General features: G+C 49.3%; 16 protein-coding genes. 4 read left to right on the top strand and 12 right to left on the bottom strand.

The window, feature by feature from the left end; translation table 11 throughout:
- The 6 genes from V3C10_03120 to proS form a co-directional block, all read right to left on the bottom strand.
- Window positions 1-1437, bottom strand: coding sequence for an NAD(P)/FAD-dependent oxidoreductase (locus tag V3C10_03120; GenBank protein WVP62827.1), 1437 nt, complete (start codon window positions 1435-1437; stop codon window positions 1-3).
- A 68-nt stretch (window positions 1438-1505) separates the two neighbouring features.
- Window positions 1506-3017, bottom strand: coding sequence for a glycerol kinase GlpK (gene glpK / locus V3C10_03115; GenBank protein ID WVP64566.1), 1512 nt, complete (start codon window positions 3015-3017; stop codon window positions 1506-1508).
- A gap of 401 nt (window positions 3018-3418) precedes the next feature.
- Window positions 3419-4180, bottom strand: coding sequence for a DeoR/GlpR family DNA-binding transcription regulator (locus V3C10_03110; GenBank protein ID WVP62826.1), 762 nt, complete (start codon window positions 4178-4180; stop codon window positions 3419-3421).
- Between the two features lie 6 nt (window positions 4181-4186).
- Window positions 4187-5593, bottom strand: coding sequence for an MATE family efflux transporter (locus tag V3C10_03105; GenBank protein WVP62825.1), 1407 nt, complete (start codon window positions 5591-5593; stop codon window positions 4187-4189).
- Between the two features lie 43 nt (window positions 5594-5636).
- Window positions 5637-6857, bottom strand: a complete 1221-nt coding sequence (locus V3C10_03100) for a CCA tRNA nucleotidyltransferase (protein WVP62824.1) — start codon at window positions 6855-6857, stop codon at window positions 5637-5639.
- A gap of 69 nt (window positions 6858-6926) precedes the next feature.
- Window positions 6927-8360 (bottom strand): proline--tRNA ligase, encoded by a 1434-nt coding sequence (gene proS, locus V3C10_03095; GenBank protein WVP62823.1) that lies wholly within the window; start codon window positions 8358-8360, stop codon window positions 6927-6929.
- A gap of 973 nt (window positions 8361-9333) precedes the next feature.
- Here proS and V3C10_03090 point away from each other — a divergent pair.
- Both V3C10_03090 and V3C10_03085 read left to right on the top strand, forming a co-directional pair.
- On the top strand, window positions 9334-10107 hold the full coding sequence (locus V3C10_03090; GenBank protein ID WVP62822.1) for an SDR family oxidoreductase: 774 nt from the start codon (window positions 9334-9336) through the stop codon (window positions 10105-10107).
- Between the two features lie 108 nt (window positions 10108-10215).
- Window positions 10216-10554: a hypothetical protein gene (locus V3C10_03085; GenBank protein WVP62821.1), complete on the top strand. Its 339-nt coding sequence runs from the start codon at window positions 10216-10218 to the stop codon at window positions 10552-10554.
- A 135-nt stretch (window positions 10555-10689) separates the two neighbouring features.
- On the opposite strand, the gene V3C10_03080 is transcribed toward V3C10_03085, so the two are convergent.
- Window positions 10690-12045, bottom strand: coding sequence for an MATE family efflux transporter (locus V3C10_03080; GenBank protein ID WVP62820.1), 1356 nt, complete (start codon window positions 12043-12045; stop codon window positions 10690-10692).
- A 72-nt stretch (window positions 12046-12117) separates the two neighbouring features.
- Between V3C10_03080 and V3C10_03075 the strand changes: the two genes are divergently transcribed.
- Complete coding sequence (locus tag V3C10_03075) at window positions 12118-12924, top strand: MerR family transcriptional regulator (protein ID WVP62819.1); 807 nt, start codon at window positions 12118-12120, stop codon at window positions 12922-12924.
- A gap of 129 nt (window positions 12925-13053) precedes the next feature.
- Here the strand turns inward: V3C10_03075 and V3C10_03070 are convergent, their stop codons facing one another.
- The 5 genes from V3C10_03070 to V3C10_03050 all read right to left on the bottom strand — a co-directional run bounded on the left by V3C10_03070 (window position 13054) and on the right by V3C10_03050 (window position 17163).
- On the bottom strand, window positions 13054-14442 hold the full coding sequence (locus V3C10_03070) for an alpha/beta fold hydrolase (protein WVP62818.1): 1389 nt from the start codon (window positions 14440-14442) through the stop codon (window positions 13054-13056).
- A gap of 177 nt (window positions 14443-14619) precedes the next feature.
- Complete coding sequence (locus tag V3C10_03065) at window positions 14620-15771, bottom strand: AI-2E family transporter (protein WVP64565.1); 1152 nt, start codon at window positions 15769-15771, stop codon at window positions 14620-14622.
- Window positions 15772-15874: 103 nt separating this feature from the next.
- On the bottom strand, window positions 15875-16018 hold the full coding sequence (locus V3C10_03060; GenBank protein WVP62817.1) for a hypothetical protein: 144 nt from the start codon (window positions 16016-16018) through the stop codon (window positions 15875-15877).
- A gap of 66 nt (window positions 16019-16084) precedes the next feature.
- The gene (locus tag V3C10_03055; protein WVP62816.1) at window positions 16085-16363 is read right to left on the bottom strand and encodes an acylphosphatase; all 279 of its coding nucleotides are present in this window, start codon (window positions 16361-16363) and stop codon (window positions 16085-16087) included.
- Window positions 16360-17163 carry an RluA family pseudouridine synthase gene (locus V3C10_03050; GenBank protein WVP62815.1) on the bottom strand — a complete coding sequence of 268 codons (804 nt, stop codon included), beginning with the start codon at window positions 17161-17163 and terminating at the stop codon, window positions 16360-16362. The genes V3C10_03055 and V3C10_03050 overlap by 4 nt, the downstream gene beginning before the upstream one ends.
- A gap of 536 nt (window positions 17164-17699) precedes the next feature.
- Between V3C10_03050 and V3C10_03045 the strand changes: the two genes are divergently transcribed.
- Window positions 17700-18350 (top strand): hemolysin III family protein, encoded by a 651-nt coding sequence (locus V3C10_03045; protein WVP62814.1) that lies wholly within the window; start codon window positions 17700-17702, stop codon window positions 18348-18350.
- Window positions 18351-18365: the final 15 nt, after the last annotated feature.

The raw sequence follows: 18365 nt of genomic DNA, 5'->3' as shown, positions 1-18365 counted from the left end.
CTATCTCGTCTTACCGGCAACCATGTAAGAGCCTTCATTGTTCTTGTTCACTTCTTCCACCGTGATACCCAGTTCGCGGGCCAGGATTTCAATGACCTTCGGGCCGCAGAATCCTCCCTGGCACCGTCCCATTCCTGCCCTGACGCGGCGTTTTACCGCATCCATGCTTCTGGCTCCCAACGGTCTGCGGATACAGTCCAGAATTTCTCCCTCTGTGACGGTCTCACAGCGGCACACAATCTTCCCGTAAAGCGGGTTCATCTTCACCGCCTCGTCCTGTTCTTCCCTGTCCAGTTCGTGGAAACGGAGAACGCCTTTCCTTCTCTCTGTAAAGTGTTCCTTCGGCTCCATGACGGCTCCCGTTTCACGCATCAAATCGGCCACGTAAACTCCCATGGCAACTGAGAGTGTCAGCCCGGTGGAACGGACGCCCGACAGGTTGATGTAACCTTTCAAATCATCGTATACGTCCACATGCAGCCCCTCCGGGTTCCTGTTTGGACGCAGGCCGCTGTACTGTGTAATGCTGTCACGGATATTGACACCCGGAATCAGCCGCTTTACGTCTTCGAGAATGCTGACGAGGCCGTCTGAGGTCACGGATTTATCAGTCTTGTTGTCTAAATCCTCCGCCGTCGGCCCCACCAGCATATTTCCGTGAATAGTCGGGCACATCAGTTTTCCCTTGGTTACCTTTGTCGGAATCGGGAGCACAATCTGCTTTACCTGGCAGTCCGTATTTTTATCCAGAATGTAGAACTGCCCTCTCCTGGCCACCACCTTGTAATCCGCCTTGCCAACCATTGCGGCAATCTCATCGCAGTAGAGGGCGGCAGCATTAATTACATAATCGGCCGTGATGGTTCCCCCTGTGGTAACTACTTCTTTTACGGCCCCGTTTTCTGTCCGGATATCCGTCACCTTTGTGTTCAGAAGAAAGTTCACCCCGTTTTCATTGGCGTTCTCTGCCAGCGCCTGCACCAGGATAAAGGGATCGATGATGCTCTCCCTTGGAATATACAGTCCGCCTTTCACCTCCGGGTTCAGGTTTGGCTCCATTTTGAGAAGTTCCTCTCCCGTTTTATATTCCACATCGTAAACGCGGTTTAAAAATGCCTTATGCTTAATCTCCGGCAGCTTTTCGAACTGCTCCTGTGTAATGGCCGGCAGTATAGCGCCAATCCGTTTAAAGGGAACATCCAGTTCCTCAGCGAGCTTATCATACATTGGATTGGCCGCCACCACGAGCTGGGATTCCAGCGTTCCCGGTGATGCGTCGTAGCCGGTATGGATGATGGCGCTGTTGGATTTGGAGGCGTCTCCTCCAATGTCCTCATTTTTATCAACTACAGTCACATCCAGTTTATATCTGGACAGCTCCCTCGCAATCGCGCAGCCTACCGCTCCTGCGCCAATGATTACAACATCTGTTTTCATATTCTCTCCTCTCTCACTCCCAAATATCGCCGCGGTTCAGCCTTTGGCCAAACTGCAGCCAGATATTCCTATTGTTTTGTTTCCTGGTTTTCGTCTTCTTCAATCCAGCCTTTGGCGCGCTCCACAGCGCGATGCCATCTGGCCATGAGCTTCTTCCTCTGATTTTCATCAATTCGCGGAAGATATCGCTTTTTCAGTTTCCAGTTGCTCTCTATCTCGCTCAGTTCATTGAACTGGCCTATGCCATAAGCGGCTATGTAGGCGGCTCCCAGCGCAGTTGTCTCGGAAATAACCGGAACATCCACCGGGATCCCCAGGATATCCGCCTGGAACTGCATCAGAAAATCATTAGATGCAATTCCCCCGTCCGCCCTCATCGTCTTAATTTTTATTCCTGAATCCTTTTCCATCAGTTCCAGGATATCTTTGACCTGGTATGCAATGCTCTCAAGGGCCGCCCTTACAATATGGGCCTTTTCGGTTCCCGGGGTAATGCCGATCAGCATGCCTCTCGCATACGGATCCCAGTAAGGAGCCGCAAGGCCCGTCATCGCAGGCACGAAGTAAACACCCGCCGTATCCGGGACCGAGACGGCCAGTTGATTCGTCTCCTCCGCAGACTCTATCAGGTTCATCTTATTTTTCATCCAGGTGATGACCGAACCTGCCACATAGATTCCTCCATCCAGCTCGAACCTCATCTCGTCTTCTTTTAATTTCCAGGCTACGCTTGTTAAAAGCCCCGACTCCGAATAGACGGGGCGTGTCCCCGTATTCATCAGCATGAAACATCCTGTCCCATACGTTGTCTTTGCCATTCCTTCCTCAAGACAGGCCTGGCCGAAAAGCGCGGCCTGCTGATCCACGATATTTCCCGTGATCGGTATAAACGCCTCTTGTCCGTCCGCTCCCTCAAGATAGGCGCTGCCGTAATCTCCTGCTGTGCATCGTATCGCCGGAAGTATGTTTGCCGGAATATCAAAAAGCTTTAGAAGATCTTCATCCCACTTTTTTTCGTGGATATTAAAGAGCATGGTCCGCGACGCGGTAGAGTAATCGGTGGCAAACACACGGCCGCCCGTCAAATTCCATAAGAACCATGCATCCAGTGGACCTGCCAGAAGTTTCCCTTCTTCCGCCCTTGTCCTGGCTCCTTCCACCGTGTTCAGAATCCATCCTATCTTTGTCGCGCCGAAATAGGCATCCGCATGGAGTCCCGTCTTTTCACGTATCATCTTCCGTTCCCCGTCTTTAAACTGCTCCACCCATGCGGCTGTCCGCCGATCCTGCCAGACGATGGCCGGATAAACCGGCTTCCCGGTCTCTTTGTCCCACACTACAACCGTCTCTCCCTGATTATCGATGCCGATGCACTGCACCTCTTTTGCCAGAGCTCCCGCCTTCTTCATTACCTCACAGGCCGCTTCCGTCACCTGTCTGAGTATTTCTTCCGGATCATGCTCTACCCATCCGGGCCGGGGGTAGTATTGTCTGTGCTCTTTATGAGCCTGCGCCGCCAGATTCCATTCCCCATCCAGCAGCAGAACCGTCGTCCCCGTCGTTCCCTGGTCAATTCCCATATAGTATTTGCTGCCCACGCGCCCTGTCCTTTCTCTCTGCCAACTCCGTCATGTGTGTTTTTGATAACTTTTTTAATGTTTTTATGTAGTTCTCAATATATCACATTTAATTTTTCTTTTATATACGCAGAATATACAAAAGTATTTTGTGTTTTTTATTGAATTTTTGAGTTAAAATTTGCATATCCCCTCACAAATCCACAACACTACACATTTTAGTCAAAAAAAGCGGCCCGCCGTTTGAACGGCAGACCGCTTTTAAAACCTTATTTTTATTATAAGAAACTGATGTGATACAGGAAAAAACAAGTTTGCCGTTATCCGGTAAACCTCCCATTTCCGTCAAATCCACATTTTGACGGAAAGTCTCTGATTCCGATAATTTTCGGGCCGGATACCATCTATGCCAGATAAACCTCCACTCCCTGGTCCCGGAACCGGCTGACCCTCTTTTTATCCGTCTCACGATCTGTTATCAAAACATCGATTTCCCCGAGGTCGCAGACATGGTTCATCGCCGTGACTCCGAATTTGCTGTGATCGCACAGCGCGAATACCTTCTGTGTCTTTTTAATCCCGATTCTGCGAAACGGTGTCTCTTCCACATGGAAATCTGTGATTCCGAAATTCTCCGTCAGGCCGCCGACCCCCAGAAACACCTTATCGGTCTGGAATAATCTCATATTCTCATCGGCCAGATGTCCTGAAACAGACAGCTCCCTTTTTCTTACCTCTCCACCGACCAGGAACACACGGGTGCCGTCGTCCTCCGAGAGCGCCACGGCAATCGGGATCGAATTGGTCAGAACCGTCAGGCTCCGCTTTTTCCCTGCCAGCGCTTTGGCAAATTCCAGGGTCGTTGTGCCCAAATCGATGGCAATCACGTCACCGTCATCCACAAAATCGACGGCCCGCTCCCCAATTGCGCATTTTTCCGCGTAATGCTCCGTCTGCCTCAACTCAATATGCGGTTCGATTCCCCGCTTCTTGTTGGCCACGGCGCCTCCGTAAACACGGCTTAAAAGCCCCTGTTTCTCCAGATGTTCCAAATCGCGGCGTATTGTTTCCACCGACACCTGGAACAACTGCACCAGTTCACTCACCTTGACCATGCCGTCGCGGTTCAGCATCGCAATTATTTTCTCTCTTCGATCAAAAACCATTCCTGACTATCCTCCCATATAATCCGGGCCGGAAGCTTCCGCCTGAAGTCTTTCATTTTCCTTCTCTTCCCTGCTCATCTCCCGCAAAAGCCCGGTCTGCAGAACCAGGCAGACGACAAACGTGATGCAGTCGGCCAGCGGCTGTGCAATCTGGATTCCCAGAATGCCGATAAAAGCCGGCAGCACGAGCACGGCCGGAATCAGGAATATGCCCTGCCTCGACACGCCCATAAATGAAGCGCGGAACATCTTTCCCGTCGTCTGCATCATCATATTGCTGATCATAACCCAGCCGTTCAAACCGTATGTAAGGCATTGGAGCCTGAGCGCTTTCACTCCTATCTCCAGTACCTGCGCGTCGCCTTTCCGGAAAAGCTGAATCAGGAGAGGAGCAGCGGCAAATTCCACCGCAGCCAGGATCAGGAGAAACACGGTCCCGATTTTCACGCAGAACCAGAATCCTTTTTTCACCCGACCATAGAGCTTTGCGCCGTAATTAAAGCCGCACACTGGCTGGAATCCCTGTCCAAAACCGAGAAGGATGGAATTCGTAAAGTTGGTAATCCTGGATACAATGGCCATGGCTGCGATGGCGGCATCCCCATAGGGCCTGGCCGCCGTGTTCAGGCAGATCATGGCAATGCCTGAGATAGACTGACGGCACAGCGAAGGCAGACCGCCGTTTAATATCATTTTATAGAAGTAGACCGACGGCCTGAAATTCTTAAACCGTATCAGGACGTTGCCTGCCCTTCTGACTCCCCAGTACAGCAGGCAGAAGCTGACAAACTGACTGATGATGGTAGCCAGGGCGGCGCCCGATATTCCCATATGGAATCCGAATATCAGGATCGGATCCAGTATGATGTTGAGCAGGGCTCCCGTCGTCAGGCCTATCATTCCGTAAAATGCACTTCCCTCAAAACGAAGCTGGTTGTTGAGCACCAGTGAAGCCGCCATATAGGGCGCGCCGATGAGAATATATTTGAGATAGTCCTTGGCATAAGGAAGAATGGTCTCCGTGGAACCGAGCATCATACAGAGCGGTTCAAGGAAAAAAAGCCCGAGAAAGGCAATGGCCGCTCCTCCTATTAAAGCCGAGTAAAAGCCGACCGCGGCCAGTTTTCCCGCCTTGTCCGTCTCCTGCCTGCCCAGGAGCCTGGAAATATTGTTCCCCGAACCCTGGCCGAAGAAAAAGCCCACGGCCTGTATAGCCGCCATGACGGAAAAAGCGATTCCCACTGCGCCGGAGGCGCTGGTGCTGATTCTGCCGATAAAAAAGGTGTCTGCCATGTTGTAAAATGTAGTGATCAGGTTGCTGATGATCGTCGGAACCGCCAGCCTGCAAATCAGGCTCTCCACAGGCGTCTGCGTCATCTGAATGTATTTTGCGTCCAGGTTTGCCTCACTCATTAATTGCTTTTCTCCTTCCTGTTACGTTCCGCCTTTGCAGTTGTCATCTGAGCGTCCCTGCCATATGAAGCAGATATCCCTTTTCATTGTCCTCGGGATGCTTAAGCACATGTGTGAACAGGCCGTTCAGGATACCGCCCATCTCCGGTCCCGGTTTTATCCCCGCCGCAATCAGATCTTTTCCGCTCACCGCCATATCTTTCATACGGATACAGTCACCGCGGCCGCGGATTATTCCGGCCGTTTCCCTGAGTTTCGCTGTCACCGCCTTCTCCTCCGGAAGCAGAAATTCCCTCAGCAGAAGAAGATCGTCAAAAAGATCGTCTTCCATGCTGCTCATGACGGCCCGGAGCTTTGCCTCCTCTTTAGAAATCTCCGCTTCAAACCACTTTACCAGGGTTTCCGCCCTGTTTATCGTGTCATTGTCCATCTTCAGCTCTTTGAGAATCCGGACCGTGTTTTCCTCCCCCGCATATGCCAGAAAGGCCGCCCAACGGAGCGCTTTTCGGGCAGGCAGGCGCGACGCCCTCAAGCAGGCGGAGATTCCCTTCTCCTTCCTGATCCCCTCAAAAACGGCGCCAAAGGTATCGGACACATAGGGGCTCATCCCCGTCTCCTCCACCAGATAAATGCGTTCCGGATGTTCCGACAGAAGTGTCTTTGTAAGCTCCACCTGGATTCTTTCCTTGCTCACATGGGCAAGGTTCGGGGCAATCACCGACAGCGCCCGGTACGTATTGTCCTCTATCTCAAACCCCAGCTGGGCGGAAAACCGGATGGCGCGGAGGATCCGCAGTGCATCTTCCGTAAACCGCTCCATCGGGTCGCCGACGCAGCGCACGATTCCTTTTTCCAAATCCCGGATTCCGCTGAAAATGTCCACAATCCCGGTCTCGCCGCTGTAGGCCATGGCATTGATGGTGAAATCGCGGCGTCTCAGATCTTCCTTTAAATCCGAGGTGAACGCCACCTCCTTCGGATGCCTTCCATCCTCGTATTCCCCGTCTATCCGGTATGTGGTAATCTCATATCCGACATGCTCCCGCATGACCGTCACGGTTCCATGCTGAAGGCCGGTATCGATGGTTTTACCAAAAACCTGTTTTACCTGATCCGGCCTGGCCGACGTAGTGATGTCCCAGTCTCCCGGTTCACGGTGAAGAAGCGCATCCCTGACGCAGCCGCCCACGGCAAATGCCTCATAGCCGTGCTCTCTCAGCTCCGCAAGGATCCATTCCACCTGCTTTGGTATTGTTATCTGCACTCCGCCAGCTCCTTTCCTGTCCTGAATATCAATCAAGAGTCCCGCGCGCGGAACTCTTGATCTCATGAATTAGTATGCTTTTCCCCAGTATACCATCTTTGTTGCAGGTTTTCCGCAGCATACACATTTATCAGATAATGTTTCCTGTTCAAAAGGCATACAGCGTGACGTAACGCCCACGCTCTCTTTAAGCTGATCCTCGCACTCCTGGCAGCCGCACCACATCGCTTTGATAAAGCCCGGTTTATTATCGGCCAGATCCTTCATCTCCTCCATGTTCACAGCCTGATACGTATGTGCGTCGCGGTGTGCTTTCGCTCTCTCGAACATATCATGCTGGATTGTCTCAAGGAGTTCAGCCACCTTTTCGTTTATCTCATCCAGTGAAACAGTCATTTTCTCATGTGTGTCACGGCGTACCAGCACCGCCTGGTTTTCCGCCAGATCCCTCGGTCCAATCTCCACGCGTACCGGAATTCCGCGCATCTCTGATTCGCTGAATTTCCATCCCGGTGATTTGTCGGAATCGTCCACTTTCGCGCTGAAGCCGGAAAGCACTTCCTTAATCTCGAATGCCTTGTCGAGAACGCCTTCCTTATTCTGCTGAATCGGGACAATCATAACCTGAACAGGAGCAATTCTCGGAGGAAGCACCAGTCCGTTGTCATCACCATGTACCATAATAATAGCACCAATCAGGCGTGTTGTCATGCCCCATGATGTCTGATGGACATATTTTAACTGGTTATCTTTATCAAGATACTGAATCTCAAACGCCTTTGCAAATCCGTCCCCGAAATTGTGGCTGGTTCCCGACTGCAGGGCTTTTCCGTCATGCATCAGCGCTTCAATCGTATAGGTGGCCTCGGCACCGGCGAACTTCTCTTTATCTGTCTTTCTACCGCGTACAACTGGCATTGCCAGCACTTCCTCACAGAAATCGGCGTAGAGATTTAACATCATCTCTGTTCTCTCTTCTGCCTGCTCTGCCGTAGCATGTGCCGTATGCCCCTCCTGCCATAAGAATTCCCTGGAACGCAGGAACGGTCTGGTTGTCTTTTCCCAGCGTACAACCGAACACCACTGGTTGTATAACTTCGGAAGGTCGCGGTAGGACTGGATATCCCTTGCATAGAAATCACAGAACAAGGTCTCGGACGTCGGTCTTACACACATTTTTTCAGGAAGCGGCTCAAGGCCTCCCATGGTCACCCAGGCAACCTCCGGCGCAAATCCCTCCACGTGATCCTTCTCTTTCTGAAGCAGGCTCTCCGGGATAAACATCGGCATGTATACGTTCTGTACACCCGTCTCCTTAAATCTCCGGTCCAGTTCCCTCTGGATGTTCTCCCAGATAGCGTATCCGGCCGGTTTAATTACCATACAGCCCTTTACGCTGGAGTAATCGATCAATTCTGCTTTCTTCACCACATCCGTATACCACTGTGCGAAATCCACATCCATGGACGTGATGGCTTCAACTAATTTTTTGTCCTTTGCCATAATGACTCTCCTCTTTTATTTTTTCTTTCCTGTCAAATAATGCTGAGTTCCGCTTGTAGAACTCTTATGCCTGATAGAGCAAAGAATCCCGCGGGCAGGATTCTTGTGCTGCCGCGCGGTTGCTTCAGCAACTATTTACCTCTGCACGGCATGTGCATCCTCGCGGAGCGTTTTTTGATTCATAAGACATAATTTCCTATGAATTAAAAAAGCCACGCGATCTCTTCGTCATCGAAATGATCGAAGGGACCGAATGGCTTAACATTCTTCGGCGGTACCACCCAATTTAACCGGTTTCGGCATCTGGTCTGAGACATCGGTACGCGGTTCACTTTTTATCCGTTAACGCCGGATCTACGATACACTTTCATGCATGGCTCCGGGGCAGGTTCAACCTTCCTTGACACGAAAACCTCTCACCGCCGGTTTCCTCTCTGGATGTGTTTAAAGATTTAATAGTCCCCTTCAACGCTTTTTGACTCTATCAAATTGTGTTTTCTATAATTTTTCGGTAAACTTGATTTTACGCCAGAATACGTTCTTTGTCAAGTCCCGAAGGGCAGGAATCATAACAGGTTATTGTCCGCATTGCTGTTTATGGACAGCGCTTCCGCTCAGGCACGGCATTCTGAAAACAATATAAAATATATTGTCAAAAAAATGTTTTTTTCACCCCGTTTTCCCACACTCTCCGATGGGAGGCGCCCTGTTTTGCCCTTCCTGCCTTTTCCTCTCCGGGTGCAGTAAAATGCTTTAAAATAAAGGGTCTGGGCAATTATCTGATTATTCATATTATTTTTTTAACAAGCGTTATAACTTTAACAGTTCTATTTGCAATTGTTACGTTCTTCACAATAAAAACAAAATAGTTTGACAAATACTTTTGAGCTTACTATAATTGGGGGCACACCAATCGACAGCGCATCGAAACCGTACGTCGGCCGTTTGGATTTTAGAAAATGAGGTGAGGAGAATGAGTATCTATGTAATTACCGGAGGAACTACCGGAATAGGAGCCGAAGCCCGCAAGAAACTGGAGGACGAAGGCCACGAAGTATTTAACATTGACTTTAACGGAGGAGATTATACTGCGGATCTCTCCACAGATGAGGGAAGAAAGGGAGCCATTAAGGCCGTATTTTTAAAATATCCGGACGGCATCGACGGCGTTATCTGCAACGCCGGTGTCGGACCTACCGCTCCGCCCAAGAAAATTTTTGCACTGAATTTCTTTGCGGCAATTGCCATTGCCGACGGCCTGCGCCCCCTGCTGAAGAAAAAGGGCGGCAACTGCGTTGTAACCTCGTCCAACTCCATTACGAACGCAACCGTAAAAAGAGACTGGGTCGACATGCTCTCCAATGTGGCCGATGAGAGCGCCACCATGGAATTTGCCGGCCATATCCCGCCGGACAAAACACCGTCCTGCTACAGCTCATCCAAACACGCCCTGGCCCGCTGGGTGCGCCGTGTATCTTCTTCCTGGGCTGCAGACGGACTGCGCATCAACGCGGTAGCTCCCGGCAACACTACCACACCGATGACAAAAGGCATGACGGAGAAACAAATGGACGCAGCCCTGCTGATTCCCATCCCCACCAGATACGGCCGCAAGGAATTCCTGGACGCTTCCGAGATCGCCAATGCCATCGTTTTCCTGGCATCACCTCTGGCCAGCGGCATCAACGGCGTTATCCTGTTTGTAGACGGCGGAATCGACGCCCTGCTCCGTTCCGAGCGTTTCTAGAAACCGAAGGCTCATACTTTTTTTATACTAACGAACGGTTTCAATAAAAAAACAGGACGGACTTCAGCCGTATTTTATATTGATTATAATCAGAAGGGAGCAAAAGCTATGCGCATTTTAGAACAATACATGGAGTGCATGAAAAAAGGCGACAATATCGGCCTGGCCGATTTATTTAATGAAAAGGGAATCTTACACGATACATCGTTTCTGAAACTCAACAAGGATATCATGCATCTGGAGGGAAAGATGGCCATTGAAATGATGTTCCATCACAGATTCGGTTTCAACGGAGGCCCGTTCCCAATCACCAACACGGTACACAAGGCAGACGACAACGTGTGCTATTTCATTGAATACGGCGACCGGGTTGTCCCGGTAACCGCCTATATCACCGAGATAGATGAAGATGGAAAGATTATGAGGCTCGACATCTTCCCGCTGTGACAATTGGAATGACAGGCGCGTTTTGGGAAAACACGTTCCGGCGCGTATATTTAGTAAAGCCCCATATGGTCCGTGCGTTTTGCCGTTCCATACGGGGCTTTTTTATTGTCCGGGAATGAGTCAGCCCCCGGTAATCTACAGGGTATTCTCCGATACCGGAGCCACACTGTTTTTCACCCTGCTTCCGCTAAAACTGCCTGCTTTTTTGTAACGCCAGAAGAAAAACAGGGTGATGCAGAGGCACAGTGTTTCCGATACTACGGTGGACAGCCAGATTCCGTTCTCCCCAATCAGAGCCGTCATAACAACGAGGCAGGCCGACAAGAGAATAAAACTTCTGGCGGAGGAAATCACCACGGAGTAAATTGGCCGCTCAATCGCCGTAAAGAAACCGGCCGTCACCACGTTAAATCCGACGATGGCGAAGGAAAGACCATACATGCGGAGCGCGTCCGCCGTGTAGGCCGACAGCTCCTGATCGGCATTTCCCAGGAACAGTCCCACCACTGCCTGAGGCATCCCCTCTGCTATAAACAGGAACACCACAGCCGAAATACAGGCCGATATGACGGAATACCGGAACAGCTGCCGGTACTTCTTCTGCTCCCCGGCTCCATATTGGAAACTGACAAGCGGCTGCGCTCCCTGGCTGATTCCCGCCATACTGTTGAGAGCCAGCGTATTCATATAGGAAATAACGGTGTAGCTGACGATTCCCTTGTTTCCAATCACACTCAGAATCATATGGTTAAACAGGAAAATCACAAGGCCGCCCGACATCTCGGTGATACTGTCAGAAAGACCCAGCGGAATAATTCTCCGGTAAAGCTTCAGATTCCACTTGAACTTACAGAAATACAGCCGTTTGGAACGGAAACGGAAATACAAAAGGAACAGCGTTGTGGAAACCACCTGCGCTATACCCGTAGCAATGGCGGCTCCCTCCACGCCCATGTGTAACTTCATAACAAAGAAATAATCCAGTACAATATTGGTAACCGCACTCGTCATTACCCCGGCCATCTGAAGCGGCGGGCAGCCGTCCGTTTTCACGAAAATCTCCATGTTATAGGAAACAATAAAGAATACCGCGAATATCGAGATCCAGCCCAGGTATCCCTTCACATATTCAATCGTCTCCGGAGCCGCTCCCAGAAAGTAAGCGATTCTCTCAAGATTAAACCAGGTCAGGAGGGAAACACTGAGTCCTGCCGCTATAAGAATAACCAGGTTCTGGTTAAATGTATTGCGCGCTTCCTCCTCTTTCCCTTCTCCCATAAAGATTGCAATCAGTGTCGATGTTCCCGTTGCCATCATCAGTCCCAGTGAAAAGATAAAAATCGTATATGGCATGGACAGGTTAACCGCTGCCAGGGCATACTCCCCCACTCCTCTTGCAACGAAGATTCCATCTACCATCGTGTAGAGCGCAAAGATCCACATCGAGATAATGGAGGGAATAACAAACCGGCAGAATTTTTTAAGTAACATGATAAAACCTCCTCTTCTTGACTTCTATTATAAACCTTCGTATAATACGAAGGTCAAGGGAGGAATGAAAAGTTGAACAATTCATATAAAATCAAAGAAATTTCAAGACTATATGGACTTTGCAGCGACACGCTGCGATATTATGAGGAACAGGGGCTGCTCTCCCCCAAACGGGGGCAAAACGGATACCGCATCTTCGGCGTACAGGATATCGGAAAGCTGAATATCATCCGTTCCCTGAGAGAACTGGATATCCCGCTGGAACGGATACGGGAATATATTAATAACCGGGATATCGAGTCCACGCTGAGCCTTCTGGAAGAGGAGGAGGCCCTGATTCTGACTCAGATTGCAAGGCTGAAGGAAAAATATAAGGATATTGAGACGCGTAAAAAAGAGCTGCTGGAGGATCGGCTGACCGAGGACCGTAAATTCACCATCCGTCATTTCGATGCCAGGCCATGTTTCCAGCTTACGGAAGACATCATTCTGGAAAACGATGTGGATTTTGTCCTGAAAAAACTGGAAAACCGATATGAAGACAATATCCATATTATAGGAATCAAGGGATTCGGCGCGGAGATGGATCCGGCCAGCATAGAACAGGGAATTTATAACCATTTCCGTTCCGTGTTCTTCATCAGCGACTGGGACAATCACAGCTCCGTGATACCGGAGGGGCACTATGCGTCGCTGTTTTACTGGGGGATGTATGAACAGAGGATATCCGAAGTGTTTGCAGAATTGATGGAACGTATCCGGGACGCCGGCTGCGAGAGCTGCGGAGCGCCGCTGGAACTGTATCATATTGATATGAACGATACGAAACGGCATGAGGAGTATCTGACGGAACTGCAGGTGCTGGTGAAGGGGATGTGAAAAATGAGGGGCGGGTGGCGAAGGCTGGATGGGATGGGGAGGAAGGTTGTGAGTCTTCGGTCATCTCATCTGCCTGGCCGCCGGCCGCTTTTTCCTCTTTTTCGTGTAGAATGGGAATTGCCGTGACCACTATTTTTTCATGCCCATTTCCTCTTTACATCTCTGGATAAAGGAATGAAGTATCTTGGCCGTCATTCCCCATATTACCTGATTCCCGTACTGATAGAACATTACCTTATATTTTCCTTTACGCCAATGGTATTCTTCTCCGTTCGGGATTAACTCAAATGGAAAGTCTTTTCCCGGTATTGTCTGCACCTCTGTGGAATAGCATTCCGGCTCATGGGCCAGGAACCATTTCAGAGGGACCGTGAATATATGGTCTACTTCAGCGGCTGAGAATGTTCCGCGGTATCCCTTAAGTTCCGCCAGGAATGGATATACTCCCATGTTGGCGGGGGTGATGAGTATGTCCAGCGGGGCTATCATATCAATCTGGTTTTCGTAAATGCCCAGTTCTTCCATTGTTTCACGGATGGCGGCCTCTTTTCTCGTCTCTCCCCGCTCCACTGCGCCGCCTGGGAAGCAGACTTCTCCCGGCTGGCTCTTCAGCACGTCGGATCTGACTTCGAATAAAAGATGATATTCCCCGTCTTTTTTGACAAGCGGTACAAGCACTGAAAAATCCACCCCGTCCTCGTGATCTAACCGCCCCGGATGGCGGTCCGCCCAAAGGCGTTTCATCGTCATCGTCATGCTTCCTTCCGTTGCGTGAAGGAATGCGGCTACGGCGTGGTTGAATTCGGCGCTTTTTTTCAATGCAATGAAATGGTCTCCGCGGATCAGCTTCAGCCTGCTTCCGGGTATGGCACGGTGTATCTGCCGGGTATGGCCGTCTCTTATCATATCTTGTGTTCCAGCAATGATAAGTACCGGCATTTTGAGCTTTTTAAGCTCTGTCGGATGAATCCAGGGGCCCTTGACCATCAGGCCCAAAAGCTCTGTCTTCTGCTCCAGGGATCCCTTGTACCGCTCTCTTTCTTTGGGCGTCTTCGCTGAGCCGGCCGCCTTTTTCACGGTCATTTTTTCCCCCGACAGCTTTGGCGCCATTCTGCGGAGTCGGCAGAGTCCATACTCTGCTGCAATCGGAATCTGAACGGAAGGAGTTACTCCAAACGGATTCAGATTCGCTCCGTTTAGAATAAGACGGTCTACATATTCAGGATACCGCAGGGCAAATGTAAGGGCAATATTGCCTCCGTCGCTGAACCCGAGAAGAATAATCCGCTTCAGCTTTTTTTCATCGAGAAAGTTCTTTAAATCTTCGGCAAACTGTTCCAATGTAAAGGGCGCCGTCCCTCTCGGGGATTTTCCGTGCCCCCTCGTGTCTATGGCTATCACCCGGTATTTCTTTGAGAAAAACCGGATTTGTTTTTCAAAATAAGTGCCGTCCTCCCCATTTCCATGGAGCAGGATCATTGGCTGTCCCTTTCCGCATTCCCGGTAATAGAGTTTCATCCCTGTTCCTCCGTTTTATTGTTTTTTACCTATTTCTGTTTTATAACCTTGATGAATATTATCTGGTTTCATTCCTGTTTTTGCTTTGTTCCCTTATATTATTTTTGTTATCTTATTCTGCTATTCTATCACAATTAATGGATCTGTTGCAGTTATTTCAGCGTATTTCGACAATATTTAGCTGTCTCCGCTGTTTTCTGTACAGCCGCCACCGTTGTCCATACCGCTGCCTCCGCTGCTGTTTCCCGGGCCGCATTTTTTTCTGCTGTTTTTATCGTATTCCTCCACCAGATCTTCTATCAGCATCAATCCAACGGGGCCGAGGATAAATCCCAGAAATCCAAAAAGCTGCAGGCCCACGTACATTGACATCAGCGTTTCCAGCGGCGACAGGCCCATCTTTTTTCCCATCAGCTTTGCCTCGACAAATTCCCTCAGGAAGTAGCACACCAGATAGACACCCAGGAGCATCAGGCCCTGATACCATTTTTTCTGCAGTAAAAGAAAAATCCCCCAGGGTATCAGGACCGTTCCGGTCCCGAAGATGGGCAGAGCGTCCAAAAGCCCGATTCCGATTCCTGCGATGATATAGTAAGGATTTCCGATTGCTATTAAGGTCAGTATGCAGAGACAGGTAGTCAGAAAGAGAATCACGAACTGGGTTTTAAGCCATGCATTTCCCGTCAGGGCCAGTCTCCTGCCCAGGAGTGAAAATTCTCTCCTGAAAATGGAATTGTACCGTCTCTCCCTCAGTTCATCCATCTCCTGGAGGGAAAGGATGGATGCGATGAAAAGAATGACCGTTATGATTGCCACTTTGATGAAAAATCCAAAAACGGAAACGGAGTTGACTACCAGATTTGGCATTGTGGCCGTTTTAAACGCTCTGGCTGTGCCCAGGAGCACATCCTGCATCATTTTTACCAGGACGCCCTCTTTCAGGCGGCAGAACGCCTCCACCGAATGACACATGCCGGTCAGCCACTCATCAAAGCTCTGAATCCAGCCCGGCACGGCATTGACTAACTGGTTTGCTTCCATAAAAAGGCGCCGTCCCCCATAGAAAAAGCCTGCGCCGAGAAGAGACAGTACCAGAATAATTTCGATTCCTCCAATCACCCCAATTGGCACGCCGTACGGTTTTCCCTTAATCTGAAACCGCAGTTTCCGCTCCAGAAAAGCCGCGGACGGCCGTAGAATTAAGGCAATCAGGTATGAAACGAGGAATGGCAGAAACAGCGGTAAAAGGAATTTAAAACAAAGATAGACAGCGGCCGTCACTCCCGCTGTCAATAATACTTTCCGCTGCTTTTCCGTGAATTCCGGCATCTGTCCCACCTGCTTTCCATAATATTTTCTGAATGAAATTAGTATCACCACAGGCCGTCCTTCTTATGCCCGGATCATCGGACGGAATCTTAATTTCCACCTTTTATGTTTTTTGCCACAAGTCTATCATTAAAAATAAAAAACGCAGGAATATCGTCTGTATCTCACCATACTCCGACATTCCTGCATCCTCTTTTGTAAGCTTCTCTTCAGTTTCTTTAAGGAGCTTACCCATGGTCTCGCCCATTTATGATTTGTACTTCTTTTGTACAGACAGTATTATAAGCAAAACAATTAAAAATATTCAAAATTTTTAATATCCGATCACACGGAAACTGCTCTCCCTCTCATCGATGTTTTTCTCCTCTGCTTCTATCCCTGTGATACGGATAAAATGGCCTTCTTCCAACTGTCTGATCATCCGGTTGATGGATTCCTCATCTCCCTGCACTTCCATTTCCACCCGCTCATCCCAGAGATTTCTAACCCAGCCCGTCAGGCCGAGACTCTGGGCGGCATGCATGGCGCGGTACCGGAAACCCACACCCTGAACCATTCCGCTGAAATAAATATGTTTCCTGATCCTCTTCATCGTTCACCGAACCTTTCAAATGCCTTTCCGCGCGGTTTCATGGAAAATTCCATGCTTTTGCCGGTGGAGGGGTGGGCAAAGGACAGCTTAACGGCGGCAAGGGCCAGTTCCCGTTCTCCTCTGCCTCTAAGCGGACCGGGAACCGTCTGCGTGTTAATGCCGGACGGCAGGGTTCCCCCCCACTGCGGATTGTATTTTCCGTCGCCCCAGAGAGGAGTTCCGTGACCGGAAAATTGCACGCGTATCTGGTGATGCCTGCCGGTCAGCAGTTCTACTTCCACAAGAGAAATCATATCTATCCCGAATTCTGCGGCGCCAGTCATATTTTCCGTGTCCTTCACATCTATCACGCGGTACTTCAGTTCCGCCCTTTTACTGTCCGGCGTATTCTTATCCACAATTCTGGAATAATTGTTCCTCCCGTCTTTCAACAGATAATCCACATAGTTACCCACAATATCCACAAGTTTTCCACATATTACCGCATTGTATATTTTCTTCATCCGGCCGTCCTGAATCTGCTTACTAAGGGAGGCAGCGGCCTTCTGATTCTTTGCATAGACCATGACTCCGCCGACAGGCTTGTCCAGCCTGTGGATAACTCCCACATAAGGTTCCACAGGCCGTGTGGATGCTTTTGTGGACGGCTTTGTGGATAAATGGGATAACTCCGCTCTCTTCAGATAATTTTTGATTTCACTGACCATATCCGGCTCAAATCCACGGCTGGTCTGGGACTCCAGCCCTGCCGGTTTTTCCACCACCATAATATCGCGATCTTCAAATAGTATATTTAACATTATTTGTCCTCTGCCCTTATTTTATAATTTGACTTTCTTTTCAATGCTTATATTCGCTTTTCTGTTCCCCGGATTCTCGCTTCTTAGATACTCGTTTCCTAGATTCTTTTCCAGTAAATCTCGTTTCAGCAGCCATTTTCCAATCCATTTCCGGCTGCTATCTATCATTTTACTATGACGAGGCCCGTTCTTCAAGTGACATCCGGCAGACCGGCGTCAGATTTTACCAAACCACCATAATTCCCGCCGCTCCACATTTTAATCCTGCTTTCTGTTGCTGTTCTGAAAAAAATAATAATTCTGTCTTGAATATTTTTACAAAAAAGAGTATAGTATAAATATATATAAGACATAGTTTTAAAAACTATATAACAGATTAATCAAAACCTCGTCTCTGCGGCATTTACCGGATTGCCGACACCGCAGAAAACTCAGACAAAAATTTTACATGTTTTTATATTCTATTATGGAATTTTCCGGTAATGTTCGGTATTGATCCATAATAAAATTTCTACAGGTTGTAAGGAGGTAATATTATGAAAATTAAAGTCAAAGACCCCGGCAGTGCACTGACCCATTTTATCGCCATGGTTGGAGCAGGCGCGGCGGCAGTTCCGCTGCTGCTGAAGGCATCACACGAACCGGATCATATCCATTTTGCGGCCCTGCTTATTTTTATCGTCAGTATGATCCTTCTGTACGCGGCCAGCACCATCTACCATACACTTGACATTTCGGAGGAAGTTAATAAACGCCTGAGGAAACTGGATCATATGATGATCTTTATACTGATCGCCGGAACTTATACCCCGGTATGCCTCATTGTCCTGGGTGATAAATCGGGATATTCCATGCTGGCGCTTGTCTGGGGGATTGCCCTGGCCGGCATTATTATCAATGCGCTCTGGATCAACTGCCCGAAGTGGTTTTCCTCACTGATTTATATTGCCATGGGCTGGGTCTGCGTCCTGGCTTTCAAGCAGATTGTCCTGGCTCTGCCCGGAGCCGCTTTCGGCTGGCTTCTGGCCGGAGGCATCATTTATACCGTGGGAGGCATCATCTATGCACTGAAGCTTCCAATCTTTAATTCCAGGCACAAGAACTTCGGCTCCCATGAGATTTTCCATCTCTTTGTTATGGGTGGAAGCTTCTGCCATTATATTATGATGTATGCTTTCGTAGCGTAAACCAGACACAGGACA

This window comes from [Clostridium] symbiosum (genome assembly GCA_036419695.1).
Taxonomy (GTDB): Bacteria; Bacillota; Clostridia; order Lachnospirales; family Lachnospiraceae; genus Otoolea; species Otoolea symbiosa_A.
Note: the sequence above shows the minus strand (reverse complement) of the source record. Positions and strands in the feature narration are given on the sequence as shown.

What these genes read in the sequence shown, in the direction of transcription:
- V3C10_03120 (WVP62827.1), bottom strand. Translation starts at nt 1,437, where the DNA reads ATGAAAACAGATGTTGTAATCATTGGCGCAGGAGCGGTAGGCTGCGCG.
- glpK (WVP64566.1), bottom strand. Translation starts at nt 3,017, where the DNA reads ATGGGAATTGACCAGGGAACGACGGGGACGACGGTTCTGCTGCTGGAT.
- V3C10_03110 (WVP62826.1), bottom strand. Translation starts at nt 4,180, where the DNA reads ATGGTTTTTGATCGAAGAGAGAAAATAATTGCGATGCTGAACCGCGAC.
- V3C10_03105 (WVP62825.1), bottom strand. Translation starts at nt 5,593, where the DNA reads ATGAGTGAGGCAAACCTGGACGCAAAATACATTCAGATGACGCAGACG.
- proS (WVP62823.1), bottom strand. Translation starts at nt 8,360, where the DNA reads ATGGCAAAGGACAAAAAATTAGTTGAAGCCATCACGTCCATGGATGTG.
- V3C10_03090 (WVP62822.1), top strand. Translation starts at nt 9,334, where the DNA reads ATGAGTATCTATGTAATTACCGGAGGAACTACCGGAATAGGAGCCGAA.
- V3C10_03085 (WVP62821.1), top strand. Translation starts at nt 10,216, where the DNA reads ATGCGCATTTTAGAACAATACATGGAGTGCATGAAAAAAGGCGACAAT.
- V3C10_03080 (WVP62820.1), bottom strand. Translation starts at nt 12,045, where the DNA reads ATGTTACTTAAAAAATTCTGCCGGTTTGTTATTCCCTCCATTATCTCG.
- V3C10_03070 (WVP62818.1), bottom strand. Translation starts at nt 14,442, where the DNA reads ATGAAACTCTATTACCGGGAATGCGGAAAGGGACAGCCAATGATCCTG.
- V3C10_03065 (WVP64565.1), bottom strand. Translation starts at nt 15,771, where the DNA reads ATGCCGGAATTCACGGAAAAGCAGCGGAAAGTATTATTGACAGCGGGA.
- V3C10_03060 (WVP62817.1), bottom strand. Translation starts at nt 16,018, where the DNA reads ATGGGCGAGACCATGGGTAAGCTCCTTAAAGAAACTGAAGAGAAGCTT.
- V3C10_03055 (WVP62816.1), bottom strand. Translation starts at nt 16,363, where the DNA reads ATGAAGAGGATCAGGAAACATATTTATTTCAGCGGAATGGTTCAGGGT.
- V3C10_03050 (WVP62815.1), bottom strand. Translation starts at nt 17,163, where the DNA reads ATGTTAAATATACTATTTGAAGATCGCGATATTATGGTGGTGGAAAAA.
- V3C10_03045 (WVP62814.1), top strand. Translation starts at nt 17,700, where the DNA reads ATGAAAATTAAAGTCAAAGACCCCGGCAGTGCACTGACCCATTTTATC.